The sequence below is a fragment of the Brevundimonas sp. VNH65 genome (assembly GCF_049445955.1).
GTDB lineage: Bacteria > Pseudomonadota > Alphaproteobacteria > Caulobacterales > Caulobacteraceae > Brevundimonas.
Genome location: NZ_JBMSDX010000008.1, coordinates 43,678 through 57,048, shown reverse-complemented (window position 1 = coordinate 57,048; position 13,371 = coordinate 43,678). Strand labels below are relative to the sequence as shown.

Sequence of the window (13,371 nt, the reverse complement as noted above, 5' to 3'; positions counted from 1 at the left end):
CGGCCGAGCCAGCGCCACCTTCAGCCGTCCAGCACCCCGACGGCCTTTAGTTTCCTGATCAGCTGACGTGTGTTGGCCAGGGCGTGGGCCTGCCGCTGGCGCCACAGTTCGCGCCACTCTCCATCGAACCGCATGGAATAGCCGGCGCTGTCCAGAACAAGTCGGCCGCTTCCGACCAGCTTCTTGAGATGTCGACGGACCGTTTCCTGCGGCATGCCCAGGTGCTCCGCGACCGCCGCTCCGCGAACCGACCCGATCGGGACCTCGAACAGGTCCTTCGGCGGCTCGATGTCGTCCAACTGATAGTGGGCCCCGGTCAGATGACCGACGGTCGTGAGGATGTAGAAGCTGATGAGATTCAGGTCCGGCGCTATGTCGAGGACGTTGCTCAGACTGCGCAGGAAGTGCGCCCCCACCAGTCGCAGAGCGCCGCCGCCGACCGCCTCGCATGGCGTTGCGACCTTGGCGTCGGCTTGCAGATCGCAGGCGCCGACCGCCGCCAATCCCGCAACGAACTCATCGATCGCGCCCATGTGCCCGATCATCGCCGTCGCAAGCGGGCCGACGCGCATGGCGCGCGCCGGAAGAATATAGCCGCCCGAAACGGGCTTCAGCAGGCCGGCGGCCTGCAACTCCAGGGCCTTTCCGCGCGCCGTTTCGCGTGGGACACCGATCGAACGCGCCAGGGCGCTGACGGAGGCAGGTCGGCGCATGGCGTCATCGACGCTGGCGACTCCCATGTATTCGGCGGCGATCTCCGGTCGCGAGTCGAGGTAACTGGTGTTGGCGTTGTTGATCGCGGCCAGCAAGGTCACGCTGACCACATCGTCCACCACGAGAGCACGTGTCACTCGATAGATTTCGAGGACCAGCCGGCTGTTCAGCCAGGCCACGGTGGCGGCGCTGTCGGTAGAAGTCATGAAGGGAAAATTTGGACCGGCTTAATCAGGAGCTTTCGACCAACGGCGAGGCCGTCGAGTTCCACCAAAGGTCAGTGGAGCTTGCGAGCTGCGGCTGGGGGAGGCGCAAACAGTCGGCGTCCGGCCTCCGTCAGACCCCACCGGTAACTTCCTGGCCCGAGCGGCAGATGCAGTAGCGGCGCCGCGCGGCGCGTGTAACCGGTATCAATATAGCGCTGGAAGCCGGCGTAGACCTCGGCGCGCAGATCGGAGTCCACCGCACACCGATGTCCCGCCCGACCCGCGGCGATCGCCGCCACCACAGTGTCGCGGTGCGCCGAGCCGCCCAGCGTCAGCAGAGCATGCACGATCTCGCCGACAATCGGTTCAACCGCACGGCGGCTCGCGCGAACGCGCTGCCCCGTCTTGAAAGCGGAATAACTGATCACTGCGCCCACAACGCAAGCCCCACAACCCAACCGTATACAGAATGTAAAGGACCTATTTACGATTGCGTCCACGCCGACATTCCCGAAAATGGGCCGAGCCAACAGTTTTTTACATTTCGTTCCTTGCTCCGAGCGGCCTGACCAAAGCTGACAAAGGTGCTAGATCGGGCCATGCACCGCCCCCTGCCGACAGACGCCGAAGCGCGGGACATCCTGTCCCGAAAGCGGACACGGCCGGTGCCGCGACCGGCGCCGCCCGCAGGCCGCGCCCTGGCCAGGATGATCCGGGAGCTCGACGACCGTTTCGGCAAGGGCGCGGGCGCCCTGGAGCCTCGCTGGCGCGAGATCGTCGGCGACCGCCTGGCGCGGGTCACCCGGCCCCAGAAGCTTACGCGCGGCAAGGCCGGCCCGGACGGCGCCCGGAGCGGCGTGCTGGAACTGCGGGTCGCGGGTCCGGCCGCCCTGCTGGTGCAACATCAGTCGGCCGAGATTCTGGAGCGGGTGAATCTGTTCCTCGGACCGGGATCGGTCGATCGGCTGCGCATCGCCCAGGGGCCGATTCCGCCCCAGGCTTCCAGAACCGCACAGCCGGCGCGCACGGACCGCCGCCCGCCCCCCCTCGACGCCGCCGCCGAGGCCGAGCTGGCGCAGTCGCTTGAACCGGCCTCCGACCGGCTCAAAGCCGCCCTGGCGAAGCTGGGACGCGAAGTTCTCTCGCGCAGCCCAAGACGCTGAGGCGCGCCGCGCCGCATTGACAAATCTTCGCCGCAACGGTTGCGGACAAGCTGAACCGACCTTCGCCGCAACCAGGATTCGCCGATGCGTGACGCCGACCTTTCAGAACGCCGCTACGCCCGGATGAGCCGCCGGGCGGCCGTCACCGGCGCCGCCCTGTTGACGCTGACCCTCGGCGCGTGCGGGGACAAGGTGTCGAAGCCGGCGGAAGGCGACATGGCTCTCGGCGCGCCGGAAGGGGCCAAGGTCACGGTGGTCGAATACGCGTCCGTCACCTGTTCGCACTGCGCCACCTGGCAGGCCACCGTCTGGCCTGCGTTCAAGGCGAAATATGTCGACACCAACCGGGTGCGTTACGTCTTCCGCGAACTGCCGACCTCTCCGGTCGAGGTGGCGACCGCCGGCTTTCTGGTGGCGCGCTGCGCGGGGCCTGACAAGTATTTCGGCGTCGTCGAGGAACTGATGGCGCGCCAGAACGAGATGTTCACGACCACGCCCCGCGCGGTGCTGCTGGACGTGGCCGCCAAGGCCGGACTTTCGGAGGACCGATTCACCGCCTGCCTGTCGGACACGGCGGCGATCGAACGGATGGACGCTCGGGTCAAGGCCGCAGTCGCCGCCGATGTGCAGGGCACTCCCGCCTTCTTCGTCAATGGGGAGAAGGTGGTCGACAGCAGCCTGGCGGGTTTGTCAGGAAAGATCGACGCCGCCCTCGGTGCGAACTAGAAACACCTCAGTCCTGGTCCGAAACTTGCCGCTGCATGATCGTGGTGTGCGGAATTGGATCGTCTCCCCTTCGCCCCTGATACGGACGTACGTGACATGAAGCTGAACACCACCATCACCCGCGCCGCCCTCGGCATGGTCGCGGCGGCGGGCCTGGCGGCCCTGGCGGCCTGCGGCGGCGGATCGACCGGTCCCGTCGACGGCGACATGGCCAAGGGCGCCGCCGAAGGCGCCAAGGTCACCGTGATCGAATACGCCTCGCCGACCTGCGGCCACTGCGCCGCCTGGCAGGCCGAGACCGGCGCCGCCTTCGAGGAGAAGTACGTCAAGACCAACAAGGTCCGCTTCATCCTGCGCGAAATCCCGACCCCGCCGGTGGACATCGCCACGGCGGGCATTCTGCTGGCGCGCTGCGCCGGACCGGACAAGTATTTCGACGTCATGCACGAACTGATGGCCAACCAGCCGGAATGGCAGTCGGGATCGATCACTCCGCGCGCCTCGCTGATCAAGACGGCCAACGCCTTCGGCATCAACGAGCAGCGGTTCACCGAATGCGTGACGGATGAAAAGGCCCTCGCGGCCCTGGAAACCCGCGTGCGCGCCGCCACGGCCGCCGGCGTCACCGGCACCCCGACCTTCGTGGTCAACGGCAAGACGATCACGACCCCGGGCAGCACCTCGGGAACCTCGCTGGCCGACCTGTCCGCCGCCATCGACGCGGAACTGGCCAAGTAAACGATGCGCTCTCTGTCCATCGCCTTGACGTCCGCCGCCTTCGCCGTGGCGCTGGCCTTTTCCGGGGCCGGCGTCGCGAGCGCCCAGACGGCCGGAGCCACGGCGGCCGCCCCGCCGCCCGTCACCGCCGAGGACCGCGTGCTCGGCCGGGCGGACGCCCCGGTGACGGTGATCGAATACGCCTCGTTCGTCTGTGACCACTGCGCCGCCTGGCACAACGAGATTTTTCCCCAGTTCAAGGCGCGCTTCATCGACACCGGGAAGGTGAAGCTGGTGTTCCGCAACCTGCCGACGGAACCGGCCGACGCCGCCTTCGCCGCCGCAGCCGTGGCCCGGTGCGCCGCGCCCGAACGCTATTTCGACGTCGCGAGCAGCTTCTTCTCCGGCCAGTCGGCGCTATTCGCCGGTCAGGGTCGCAAGTGGTTCAATGACGCCGTCGCCGTCAGCGGCCGGACCCAGGCGGAGATCGCCGCCTGTTTCGACCGCCCCGAAACCCAGGCCCGGCTGACCGCCGACGTCGCCGGCGCGACGGCCGCCGGCGCCCGGTCGACCCCCACCTTCTTCGTCAACGGACGCAAGGCGGCGGACCAGTCGCTGCAGACCCTGACGGCCGCCATCGAGGCGGCGCAGTAAGCGGAACGAGGCAGGATGAACCGTCACGCCCAGCCGACGCCCACCCGCCGCCTGGCCCTGGCCCTGACGGCGGGCACGGCCCTGAGCGGCCTGATGGCGCGTTCGTCCGCGGCCCAGTCCGGCCTTCCCCGCGTCACCGGCGCCGACCATGTGATCGGCAGCCCGGCGGCGCCCGTGACGGTGGTCGAATACGGCTCCTATTCCTGCGGCTACAGCGCCGAATGGCAGATGCTGCACTGGTACGACTTCAAGGAGCGGTTCATCGACACCGGCCGGGTCCGCTTCGTTTTCCGCGAGACCCTGACCGAACCGACCGAAATGGCCATGACCGCCGCCGCCGTGGCCCGCTGCTCGGCGCCGGAACGCTATTTCGACGTGATGCACAGCCTGTTCCGCTGGCAGTCGACGGCGCGAAACTTCGGCCCGGTCAGCGAATGGTATGATCGCGCCATCGCCGTGTCCGGCCGCGACCCGCAGACGGTCCGCGACTGCGCGGCCGATCCCGCCACCCAGCGCGCCATCCAGGCCTCGATCGACGGCGGCGCCCGGGCCGGCGTGGTCCGCACCCCGACCTTCTTCGTCAACGGCCGCAAGCTGGACGACCGCTCGCTGGACGTCATCGCCGCCGCGATCGAGGCGGCCGGCGGCTGAGAGAATCGCCAAGCGGCCGATTCGGCTCTAACCAGAAGACCATGCAGTTCCAGCGACTGAGGCTTGTCGGCTTCAAGTCCTTCGTCGATCCGGCGGAGGTCATGATCGAGCCTGGCCTGACGGGCGTGGTCGGGCCCAACGGCTGCGGCAAGTCGAACGTGCTGGAAAGCCTGCGCTGGGTCATGGGCGCCAACTCGGCCAAGGCCATGCGCGGCCAGGGGATGGACGACGTCATCTTCGCCGGCGCCTCAGGCCGTCCGCAGCGCAGCCACGCCGAGGTTCAGCTGACCATCGACAACACCCAGGGCCGGGCGCCGCAGCCGTTCACCGACGCGGCGGTGCTGGAGGTGTCGCGCCGCATCGACCGGGGTCAGGGCTCGACCTATCGCATCAACGGCAAGGAGGTTAGGGCCCGCGACGTGCAGTTGCTGTTCGCCGACGCCTCGACCGGCGCCAACTCTCCGGCCCTAGTGAGGCAGGGCCAGATTTCCGAACTGATCGCCGCCAAGCCCCAGAACCGTCGCCGCATTCTGGAGGAAGCCGGCGGGGTCGCCGGTCTGCACACCCGGCGGCATGAGGCCGAACTGCGTCTCCGCGCGGCCGAGACCAACCTCGAGCGGCTGGACGACATCGGGCGCGAGCTCGAGACCTCGCTCAACCGGCTGAGGCGAGAGGCGCGTCAGGCCGAGAAGTACAAGAAGATCTCCGCCGAGATCCGCGCCCTGCAGTCGGCCCTGGTCTATGTGCGCTGGAACGACGCTCGTCTCGCCGCCGAAACCGCGCGCGAGGAGCTGCGCGCCGCCGATCTCGCCGTCGCCGAGGCCCAGTCCGCCGCGGGCCGCGCCCAGACCGAGGCGCTGAAGGCCCAGGAAGGCCTCAAGCCGGCACGCGAGGAGGACGCCGTCGCCGCCGCCCTGTTGCACAGGGCCACGCTGGAGCGAGACCGGCTCGACATGGCCGAACAGGCCGCGCGCGCCGAGGTCGATCGCCTGACCGCCGAACGGGACCGCATCGCTGCCGACCAGGACCGCGAGAACCGCATGGCCGAGGACGCCGGCCGTGAACTGGAGCGGCTGAACAGCGAACTGGAGCGGCTGCGGGCCGAGATCGCCGCCGCCCCCGAGCGCGGCCCCGAACTGGAGCAGGCCCTGCTGGCCGCCGAGGAGGCGCGTCGCGCCGCCGACGCCGAGGTCGAGCGGCTGGCCGGAACCCTGGCCGCCGTCGAGGCCCGCGCCAACGCCGAGACCGCCCGCAAACGCGACGCCGAGGCCCGCCTGGCCCGTGTCCAGAGCCAGCGGGATCAGGCCCGGCGTGAACGTGAGGCCCTGGGCCCGCTGGAGACGCCGGAACTGGCCGCCGCCCAGACCGCCCTGCAGACCGCCCAGGCCGAGCTCGCCGCCGCTCGCGAGGCGGTCGAGGCCGCAGAGGCTCTTCGGGGAGACCGCGCCCGCGCCGAACAGGACGCGCGCGCCGCCGCCCGCGCCGCCGAGGACCGGCTGGGCCGGCTGCAGACCGAGGCCCGGGGACTGGCGCAACTGCTGGTCACGGCCCGCCGCGACCATCCGCCGGCCCTGGACAAGGTGCGCGCCGCCAAGGGCTATGAGGCCGCCCTCGCCGCCGCCCTGGGCGACGATCTGGACGCCGCGCTCGACCCCCGGGCCTCGGCCTATTGGGCGGGGGCGGAGGCTGCGGGGCCGAGCTGGCCCGCCGGCGTCGAGCCCCTTTCCGCCCGGATCGACGCCCCCCCCGCCCTCGCCGCGCGCCTGGCCTGGTGCGGCGTCGCCGACGGGGATCGGATCACGGAACTGGCCCGGGTCCTGCCGGTGGGCGCCCGGCTGGTGACGCGCGAAGGCGACCTCCATCGCTGGGACGGGTTCGTCAGCCGCGCCGAGGCCCCGCGTCCGGCCGCCGTCCGTCTGGCCCAGCGCACGCGGCTGGCGGAACTGGAGAACGACATCGACCAGGGCAAGCCCGCCCTCGACGCCGCCCAGGCCGCCCAGAAGGCGGCGACCGAGGCCTTCCGCGCCGCCGAAGAGGCGGTGAAGGCCGCCCGCCTGGCTCCCTTCGCCCTCGACAAGACCGTCGCCGCCGCGCGCGACCGGGTGGAGAGCCTGAACCGCGACCAGGCCCGCCGCGAGGCCCGCGCCCAGGCCCTGGACGAGACCGTCGCGCGGCTGGACGCCGAGACCGCCGAGGCGGCCCAGGCTCTGGAAGCCGCTCAGACGACCGACGCCCCGTCCGAGACGATCGCGGGTCTCCGCGATGACCTGAGCGCCGCCCGCGCCGCCGCCGAGGCCGCCCGCAACGCCGCCCAGGCCGCCCGCTCGGATCGCGACGCCGAGGCCCGCGAACGCCAGGGCCGCGACCAGCGCCTGGGCGGCCTGACCCGGGCGCAGGAAGGCTGGGTCGCCCGCTCGAAGGAAAGCGCCGGCCGACTGAAGACGCTTGAAGCGGACGCCGCCCGCACCGCCGACCTGCTGGTCGCGGCCCAGGTCGCGCCCCAGGGCATCGCCCAACAGCGGGACCGGCTGATGGACGCCCTGAGCTCGGCCGAGGAACGCCGCCGGGCCGCCGCCGACGCCGTCGCCGTGGTCGAGGCCGCCGCGACCGAGGCCGACCGCGCCCTGCGCGCCGCCGAGACCGCCGCCGGCCAGGCGCGCGAGGTCCGCGCCGGGCTGGCCGCCCGTTCCGAGGCCGCAGACGACAAACTGGCCTCCGCCGAGGCCGTGGTCCGCGAAAGCGCCCAGATGTCGCCCGAGGATCTGGGAAAGAAGCTGACCGACGACGCCGTCGCCCGCCCGCCCGACGCCGCCGGCGCCGAGAGCCTGCTGATGGGTCTGGAGCGCGAGCGTGAGGCCATGGGCGCGGTCAATCTTCGCGCCGAGGACGAGGCGGTCGAGTATGGCGACCGGCTGAACCAGATGCGGGTCGAGCGATCGGATCTGACCACCGCCATCGCCCGGTTGCGCGACGGCATCGACGAACTGAACGCCGAGGGGCGCGAACGTCTGGTCGCCGCCTTCGACGTCATCAACGACAACTTCAAGGCCCTGTTCGAGGCCCTGTTCGACGGCGGTCAGGCCGAGCTGAAGCTGGTCGAGTCCGACGATCCGCTGGAGGCCGGGCTCGAAATCTACGCCTGCCCGCCCGGCAAGCGGCTGTCGGTGATGAGCCTGATGTCGGGCGGCGAACAGGCCCTGACGGCGGCGGCCCTGATCTTCGGCGTCTTCCTGGCCAATCCGGCGCCTGTCTGCGTGCTGGACGAGGTCGACGCCCCGCTGGACGACGCCAACGTCGATCGCTTCTGCCGTATGCTGGACGAGATGCGCAAACGCACCGACACCCGCTTCATCGTCATCACCCACAACCCGGTGACCATGAGCCGCATGGATCGCCTGTACGGCGTCACCATGCCCGAGCGGGGCGTGTCGCAACTGGTCAGCGTCGACCTGACCCAGGCGGAGAAACTGGTGGCCTAAGGCGTCTTCATCGCCATTTCCGCTGCCCTGAACGGCGCAAGCTGGTCGGCCAGGGCGCGTTGAAAGGCCGGTCGGGCCTCGGCGCGTTTCACATAGGCGTCGAGGTGCGGATATGCGGCGACGATGTCGGTGTGACGCAGGTCACGCAGGACATGGGTCATCAGGATGTCCGCAGCGGAGAAACGCCCGTCCGCGAACCACGCCCGGTCGCCCAAGGCCGTCTGCAGGTCTCCGAGGCGGCGGCGCAGCATGGCCTCGACCTCCGGGCGGCGTTCCTTTGCCCAGGCCTTGTCGGCGTTGAACAGATCGATCCCGGCCAGTTCCGCCACGAACGGTTCGACGCTGTTCATCGCGGCGAACAGCCAGCACTGGACCCGGGCCCGACCGTGCGCATCCTTCGGCATGAGCACCTCGGAGCTTTCGGCGATGTGCAGCACGATCGCCCCGCTCTCGAACATCTCCAGCCCGTCTTCGCGATAGGCCGGCACCTGTCCGAAGGGTTGCAGGGCGCGATACTCGGCCGTGCCCTGGTCCTCGAACCCGATCAGCATCTCGCCATAGCCGACGCCGGCTTCTTCCAACGCCCAGCGCACCCGGATGTCGCGAACCGAGCCCTGGGCGAACGACGGCACCCATTTGAAGGCGGTGACCTGGATCATGGCGGCGCTCCACATTGACGTTTTATGTTGATATCAATATAATAGAAGCCATGTCAAAACCCTCGCCGGAGCGGATGGCCGCCTACGCCACGAGCCTGCACATCCGCGACCACTGCCTGTGCCTGCATACCCAGCGCGCGGCGCGCAGACTGGCGCGGCGGTTCGATGAGGTCATGCGCGAGACGGGCCTGACCAGCGGGCAGTTTTCTCTGCTCAACAGTCTCAACCGACCAGAGCCTCCGACCATCGGCGCGGTGGCCGACCTCCTGGCCATGGACCGCTCGACGGTGACCGCCAACCTGAAGCCGCTCGAGCGCAGAGGGGCGGTGGCGGTGGTCACGGACCCCAGGGATCGGCGCGGACGCCGCCTCGTCCTGACCGATCGCGGCCGTGATCTGCTGGCCGCCGCGACCCCCATCTGGGTGCGGGAACATGCGGCGGTAGAGGCCGAACTCGACGGTGGGGGCGGCGCCCTGCGCGCCGGCCTGGCCCTGCTGAACTGATTACGGTTCGCAACGCCACAGGGTTGAGCTTTTGTGCTAGGATCGCCAATTGAGCGGCCAATTCCTGCCCCGAGCCGAACTGAGCGAGATGTACGAGACCCCCGACGACCTTCAGGACGAAAACCTGGTCCGCACCGGCGCCATTCGTGTCTATCAGGCGAATGACTTCGAGGGCATGCGTCTGGCCGGCCGTCTGGTGGCCGAGGCTCTGGACATGATCGCCCCGTTCGTCGTGCCCGGCGTCACGACCCAGGAGATCGACGACCGCATCCGCGAGTACACGCTGGAGCGCGGCGGCCTGCCGGCCTGTCTCGGCTACAAGGGTTATGCGAAGACGGTCTGCACCTCGATCAACCACGTCGTCTGCCACGGCATTCCGGGCGACCGGGTGCTGAAGGACGGCGACATCGTCAACATCGACCACACCGTCATCGTCGACGGCTGGCACGGCGATTCCAGCCGCATGTATTCGGTGGGGAACATCAACGCACGGGCGAAGAAGCTGATCGACGTCACCTATGAATCCCTGCGCCTTGGGCTGGAGCAGGTGAAGCCCGGAAACACCTTCGGCGACATCGGCTATGCGATCCAGCGCTATGTCGAGGACAACCGGATGAGCGTGGTGCGCGACTTCTGCGGCCACGGCATCGGCCGTCTGTTCCACGACGCCCCGAACGTGCTGCACTACGGCCGTCGCGGCGAGGGCGCCAAGCTGGAGCCGGGCATGTTCTTCACCGTCGAGCCGATGGTGAACCTGGGCAAGCCGCACGTGAAGGTGCTGTCCGACGGCTGGACCGCCGTGACCCGCGACAAGTCCCTGTCGGCCCAGTGCGAACACACCATCGGGGTGACCGAGGACGGGCTGGAGATCTTCACCGCCAGCCCCGCCGGCCTGTTCCGGCCCAATTGACGCCTCCACGGTGATCGCCCTCCTGTTCGGTCTGCTGCTTCCGGGCGAGGTGCCCCGACACGCCTTCGTCATCACCGGCGCCGGCCGGTTCGCCCAGGCGGCGGACACGGCCTCGATCACACGAGACGGCGACATCTCGCGCATGCGCGTGCTTCAGGTGGCGGACAAGGATTTCCGCGTCGGCGAGACCGCCTACTGGGGCGGCTGGTCCTGGTGGCGCTTCGACTGCGCGGCCAATACCACCGACCGCCTGGACTTCGCTTCGGTGCGCGAGGGCGGGGCGGAAGGACCGGCCATGGCCGATAACCAGCCGGCCTATGATGCGGCGCCCGGCGGGGACGCCGCCGAGTTGCTGGCGGTCGCATGCGCCGCGTCCCCGCCGCCCGCCACCGCGACCACGGTCGTCGAAGCCGTGCGCCAGGGTCGCACAGCCCTGGACGCCGCCGACTGACGTCGGCCCGACCGGCGTCGTCAGGATCCGTCCGTGGCGCAGGCTCAACACCCTGCCCAGAATGGCCGCCTGTCCTGCGAGGTCCGGCCGTATGATCACCCTCCCTCTCGCCGCCCTCGCCCTGCAGCTGCTGGGGCCGCCGCCGGACGCGCCGCCGCCGACCCTGCGGCTGATCCATGTCGATGCGCGCGCCGCCGTCCACGCGGACATATCGGACAGCGACCGGACATCGCGCATGGCGCTGATCACCTCGTTCGACACCAGTGTCGAGCCCTACTGGTTGGGGGTCGACGTCGATTGCGCGGCCGGAACGACCTTGAGCGTCTGGCGACAATCGGCCGTGGTTCTGAGGGCGGACGACAGGCGGCCACTTGCCGGCGCGGTTCCGCAACCCCTGCAGGACAGCGGCGCCGGTCCCGCGATCGGCCGACAGCTCTGCGCAGGCGAGACCCTGTTTCCCGAGGCCGCGCCGGTCGCCGACGCGGACGCCGCCATGATCGAGGCCTACAACCTGCCCTTTCTCGTTCGCGAGCGACCCGGCATCTATCGCCGGACCGGCGATCTGGCCGAGCACCTCGAATTTCTTGGTCTGTCCAGCGACGACTTCGGCTGGTTCGTGGACCCGCGCTCGGTGCGCGAGGTCGATGGCGGCATGGAAATCCAGACCCTGCGCATCGCCGGGCGAAGCTTCGAGGAGATACCCGGGGCCCGCTATGTCTGGAGCCGGATGCGCTTCTCCTGCGACACGCCCACGGGCCGCAGCCTGACCGCCTTCGCCTATGATGACGGAAACCAGCCGGTCGGTCCCGCCGGGGCCGAGGTCGACCTGCCGGCCTTCTCGCCCAACTCTCCGTTGGACATCGCCCGCCGCTTCGCCTGCTCGCCTGCCGATCCGCCGGACAGTCAGATGGTTCCGGGCCTGTGGTCCGCCCTGATCGGCGTCCGCGACCACTACGCCCCCGGCGGCCCGGCGGAGCAAGGCGGCCGCCCTGCACAACCCTCTGCGCCCGCCTATGTGGTGATGGGTGAGAACAGCGTGTCAGACGCCTTGTGGCTGCTGGATCCGGCCAGCGTGACCCGAGACGGCGATCGGGTGACATTCAATCGCGCCACGGTCTTCGCGCCCCACGCCTCGACCCGCAACGGGCGCGAGGTCGCCTATGTCACCAGCCGCGCCTCGATCGACTGCGCGGCCCAGACCGAAACCTGGGGGGACAGCCGGTTCCACGACGACAAGGGCGCCGTGTGGGACAGCATGAGCGATTCCGCCTTTCGCCGGTTCGGCGGCGGCGGCGCACAGCAGATTCATGACGCCCTGTGCCAGGACCGTTGGCCGACCGAGCGGGTCACCCTGACCGAAGCCCAGTTCATGACGACCGGGCGGGCGAGGCTGTCGCCGACATACTGAGCTCGGGTTCATCCCGTCCGGCGCCCAGGATCAACCGGTCGCGCGGGAGGGCTTCCGGACAGTCATCGCGCATGAAGGCCATCAGCTTTTCGCGGATCTCGCAGCGCAGGTCGAAGGCCACGGGCGCCGAACGGGCGCTGGCCAGACAGCGGACCTGAAGCACGCGCTCGGTGATGTCGGTCACCTGCAACACCTGCACGTCGCCGTCCCACAATTTTGACGCCTTCACGATCTCCTCGAAGGCGGCGCGCAACCGATCGATGGGCGCCTCGTAGTCGACGTAGAACATCGCGGTGCCGATCAGCCGGGCGTTCTCGCGTGTCCAGTTCTGGAACGGCTTGGTGATGAAATAGCTGAGCGGCAACACCATGCGCCGCCAGTCCCACAGCCGCACCACGACATAGGTGGCGGTGATCTCCTCCACATTGCCCCACTCGTTCTCGACGATGACGGCGTCGTCGATGCGGATCGGCTGGGTCAGGGCGATCTGGATGCCGGCCAGCAGATTGGTCAGGACGGGCTGCAGGGCCAGGCCGGCGATGATGCCGACCACGCCCGCAGACGCCAGCAGGCTGACGCCCCACTGACGGAAGCCGGAGAGGGTCATCAGGGCCAGGCCGACGGTGACGATGACGAGGATCACCTTGGCGACGCCCTGCAGGATGCGCGTCTGGGTCAGGTGTTTGCGCGCCAGCAGATTGTCCTCGACGGCGACATTGTATCGCCTCAGGTGCATCACCGACCACATGTCGAGGACGCCCGAGGCCAACCAGCCGAGCGTCAGGATGAAGGCGATCAGCAGGCCCGACCGCAGGGTTGCGGCCAGTTCGACATCCATCGGCGAGACCGTCACGGCGATGCCCAGACCGATGATGATGGCCATGACCCGCAGCTTGGCCCGCGCCCGCTCGACCACGCCGCGCCAGAACAGGTCGCGGCTTCTGACGAGCCGCCTCAGGACGCCGAAAACGACCTTGTGGACAAGCCAGCCCCCGCCGACGAAGGCGACCAGAACAAGGCCGATCACCGCCCATTCGGGCAACCAGTCGAATTGGCGCCACAGGCGCGCGATCTCGCGCGTCAGCTCGGTGATGAAGGTCGGCATGGGACTGACAACGCGCGACCGACCA

14 protein-coding genes are annotated in these 13,371 nt (G+C 69.5%); 10 read left to right on the top strand and 4 right to left on the bottom strand.

What is annotated here, in order from left to right; all coding sequences use genetic code 11:
- Positions 1-20: 20 nt before the first annotated feature.
- The gene (locus ACO2Q1_RS12810; protein ID WP_423329861.1) at positions 21-920 is read right to left on the bottom strand and encodes a hypothetical protein; all 900 of its coding nucleotides are present in this window, start codon (positions 918-920) and stop codon (positions 21-23) included.
- Between the two features lie 71 nt (positions 921-991).
- On the bottom strand, positions 992-1,348 hold the full coding sequence (locus ACO2Q1_RS12805; protein ID WP_423329860.1) for a hypothetical protein: 357 nt from the start codon (positions 1,346-1,348) through the stop codon (positions 992-994).
- Positions 1,349-1,519: 171 nt separating this feature from the next.
- On the opposite strand from ACO2Q1_RS12805, the gene ACO2Q1_RS12800 reads away from it, so the two are divergent.
- The 6 genes from ACO2Q1_RS12800 to ACO2Q1_RS12775 all read left to right on the top strand — a co-directional run bounded on the left by ACO2Q1_RS12800 (position 1,520) and on the right by ACO2Q1_RS12775 (position 8,310).
- Positions 1,520-2,083 (top strand): DUF721 domain-containing protein, encoded by a 564-nt coding sequence (locus ACO2Q1_RS12800; protein ID WP_423329859.1) that lies wholly within the window; start codon positions 1,520-1,522, stop codon positions 2,081-2,083.
- Positions 2,084-2,167: 84 nt separating this feature from the next.
- Positions 2,168-2,809 (top strand): thioredoxin domain-containing protein, encoded by a 642-nt coding sequence (locus ACO2Q1_RS12795; RefSeq protein ID WP_423329858.1) that lies wholly within the window; start codon positions 2,168-2,170, stop codon positions 2,807-2,809.
- 96 nt (positions 2,810-2,905) lie between these two features.
- Positions 2,906-3,547 carry a thioredoxin domain-containing protein gene (locus ACO2Q1_RS12790; protein ID WP_423329857.1) on the top strand — a complete coding sequence of 214 codons (642 nt, stop codon included), beginning with the start codon at positions 2,906-2,908 and terminating at the stop codon, positions 3,545-3,547.
- 3 nt (positions 3,548-3,550) lie between these two features.
- Entirely contained in the window at positions 3,551-4,180 is a 630-nt protein-coding gene (locus tag ACO2Q1_RS12785; RefSeq protein ID WP_423329856.1) for a thioredoxin domain-containing protein, read from the top strand.
- A gap of 15 nt (positions 4,181-4,195) precedes the next feature.
- On the top strand, positions 4,196-4,831 hold the full coding sequence (locus tag ACO2Q1_RS12780; RefSeq protein WP_423329855.1) for a thioredoxin domain-containing protein: 636 nt from the start codon (positions 4,196-4,198) through the stop codon (positions 4,829-4,831).
- Between the two features lie 41 nt (positions 4,832-4,872).
- Positions 4,873-8,310 carry an AAA family ATPase gene (locus ACO2Q1_RS12775; RefSeq protein WP_423329854.1) on the top strand — a complete coding sequence of 1,146 codons (3,438 nt, stop codon included), beginning with the start codon at positions 4,873-4,875 and terminating at the stop codon, positions 8,308-8,310.
- Here the strand turns inward: ACO2Q1_RS12775 and ACO2Q1_RS12770 are convergent.
- Positions 8,307-8,969 (bottom strand): glutathione S-transferase family protein, encoded by a 663-nt coding sequence (locus tag ACO2Q1_RS12770; RefSeq protein WP_423329853.1) that lies wholly within the window; start codon positions 8,967-8,969, stop codon positions 8,307-8,309. The genes ACO2Q1_RS12775 and ACO2Q1_RS12770 overlap by 4 nt on opposite strands.
- Positions 8,970-9,019: 50 nt before the next feature.
- Here ACO2Q1_RS12770 and ACO2Q1_RS12765 point away from each other — a divergent pair, with 50 nt between their 5' ends.
- The 4 genes from ACO2Q1_RS12765 to ACO2Q1_RS12750 all read left to right on the top strand — a co-directional run bounded on the left by ACO2Q1_RS12765 (position 9,020) and on the right by ACO2Q1_RS12750 (position 12,241).
- Complete coding sequence (locus ACO2Q1_RS12765) at positions 9,020-9,472, top strand: MarR family winged helix-turn-helix transcriptional regulator (RefSeq protein ID WP_423329852.1); 453 nt, start codon at positions 9,020-9,022, stop codon at positions 9,470-9,472.
- A gap of 88 nt (positions 9,473-9,560) precedes the next feature.
- Positions 9,561-10,382: a type I methionyl aminopeptidase gene (gene map, locus ACO2Q1_RS12760; RefSeq protein WP_423329980.1), complete on the top strand. Its 822-nt coding sequence runs from the start codon at positions 9,561-9,563 to the stop codon at positions 10,380-10,382.
- A 10-nt stretch (positions 10,383-10,392) separates the two neighbouring features.
- Positions 10,393-10,833, top strand: coding sequence for a surface-adhesin E family protein (locus ACO2Q1_RS12755; protein WP_423329851.1), 441 nt, complete (start codon positions 10,393-10,395; stop codon positions 10,831-10,833).
- A gap of 91 nt (positions 10,834-10,924) precedes the next feature.
- Positions 10,925-12,241, top strand: a complete 1,317-nt coding sequence (locus ACO2Q1_RS12750; protein ID WP_423329850.1) for a hypothetical protein — start codon at positions 10,925-10,927, stop codon at positions 12,239-12,241.
- On the opposite strand, the gene ACO2Q1_RS12745 is transcribed toward ACO2Q1_RS12750, so the two are convergent.
- Positions 12,201-13,346, bottom strand: a complete 1,146-nt coding sequence (locus tag ACO2Q1_RS12745; RefSeq protein WP_423329849.1) for a mechanosensitive ion channel family protein — start codon at positions 13,344-13,346, stop codon at positions 12,201-12,203. The two genes, ACO2Q1_RS12750 and ACO2Q1_RS12745, sit on opposite strands and share 41 nt — an antisense overlap.
- Positions 13,347-13,371 lie beyond the last annotated feature (25 nt).

Bases quoted from the DNA above. Each gene is read 5' to 3' on its own strand.
- ACO2Q1_RS12810 (WP_423329861.1), bottom strand. From the start codon at position 920: ATGACTTCTACCGACAGCGCCGCCACCGTGGCCTGGCTGAACAGCCGG.
- ACO2Q1_RS12800 (WP_423329859.1), top strand. From the start codon at position 1,520: ATGCACCGCCCCCTGCCGACAGACGCCGAAGCGCGGGACATCCTGTCC.
- ACO2Q1_RS12795 (WP_423329858.1), top strand. From the start codon at position 2,168: ATGCGTGACGCCGACCTTTCAGAACGCCGCTACGCCCGGATGAGCCGC.
- ACO2Q1_RS12790 (WP_423329857.1), top strand. From the start codon at position 2,906: ATGAAGCTGAACACCACCATCACCCGCGCCGCCCTCGGCATGGTCGCG.
- ACO2Q1_RS12785 (WP_423329856.1), top strand. From the start codon at position 3,551: ATGCGCTCTCTGTCCATCGCCTTGACGTCCGCCGCCTTCGCCGTGGCG.
- ACO2Q1_RS12780 (WP_423329855.1), top strand. From the start codon at position 4,196: ATGAACCGTCACGCCCAGCCGACGCCCACCCGCCGCCTGGCCCTGGCC.
- ACO2Q1_RS12775 (WP_423329854.1), top strand. From the start codon at position 4,873: ATGCAGTTCCAGCGACTGAGGCTTGTCGGCTTCAAGTCCTTCGTCGAT.
- ACO2Q1_RS12770 (WP_423329853.1), bottom strand. From the start codon at position 8,969: ATGATCCAGGTCACCGCCTTCAAATGGGTGCCGTCGTTCGCCCAGGGC.
- ACO2Q1_RS12765 (WP_423329852.1), top strand. From the start codon at position 9,020: ATGTCAAAACCCTCGCCGGAGCGGATGGCCGCCTACGCCACGAGCCTG.
- map (WP_423329980.1), top strand. From the start codon at position 9,561: ATGTACGAGACCCCCGACGACCTTCAGGACGAAAACCTGGTCCGCACC.
- ACO2Q1_RS12750 (WP_423329850.1), top strand. From the start codon at position 10,925: ATGATCACCCTCCCTCTCGCCGCCCTCGCCCTGCAGCTGCTGGGGCCG.
- ACO2Q1_RS12745 (WP_423329849.1), bottom strand. From the start codon at position 13,346: ATGCCGACCTTCATCACCGAGCTGACGCGCGAGATCGCGCGCCTGTGG.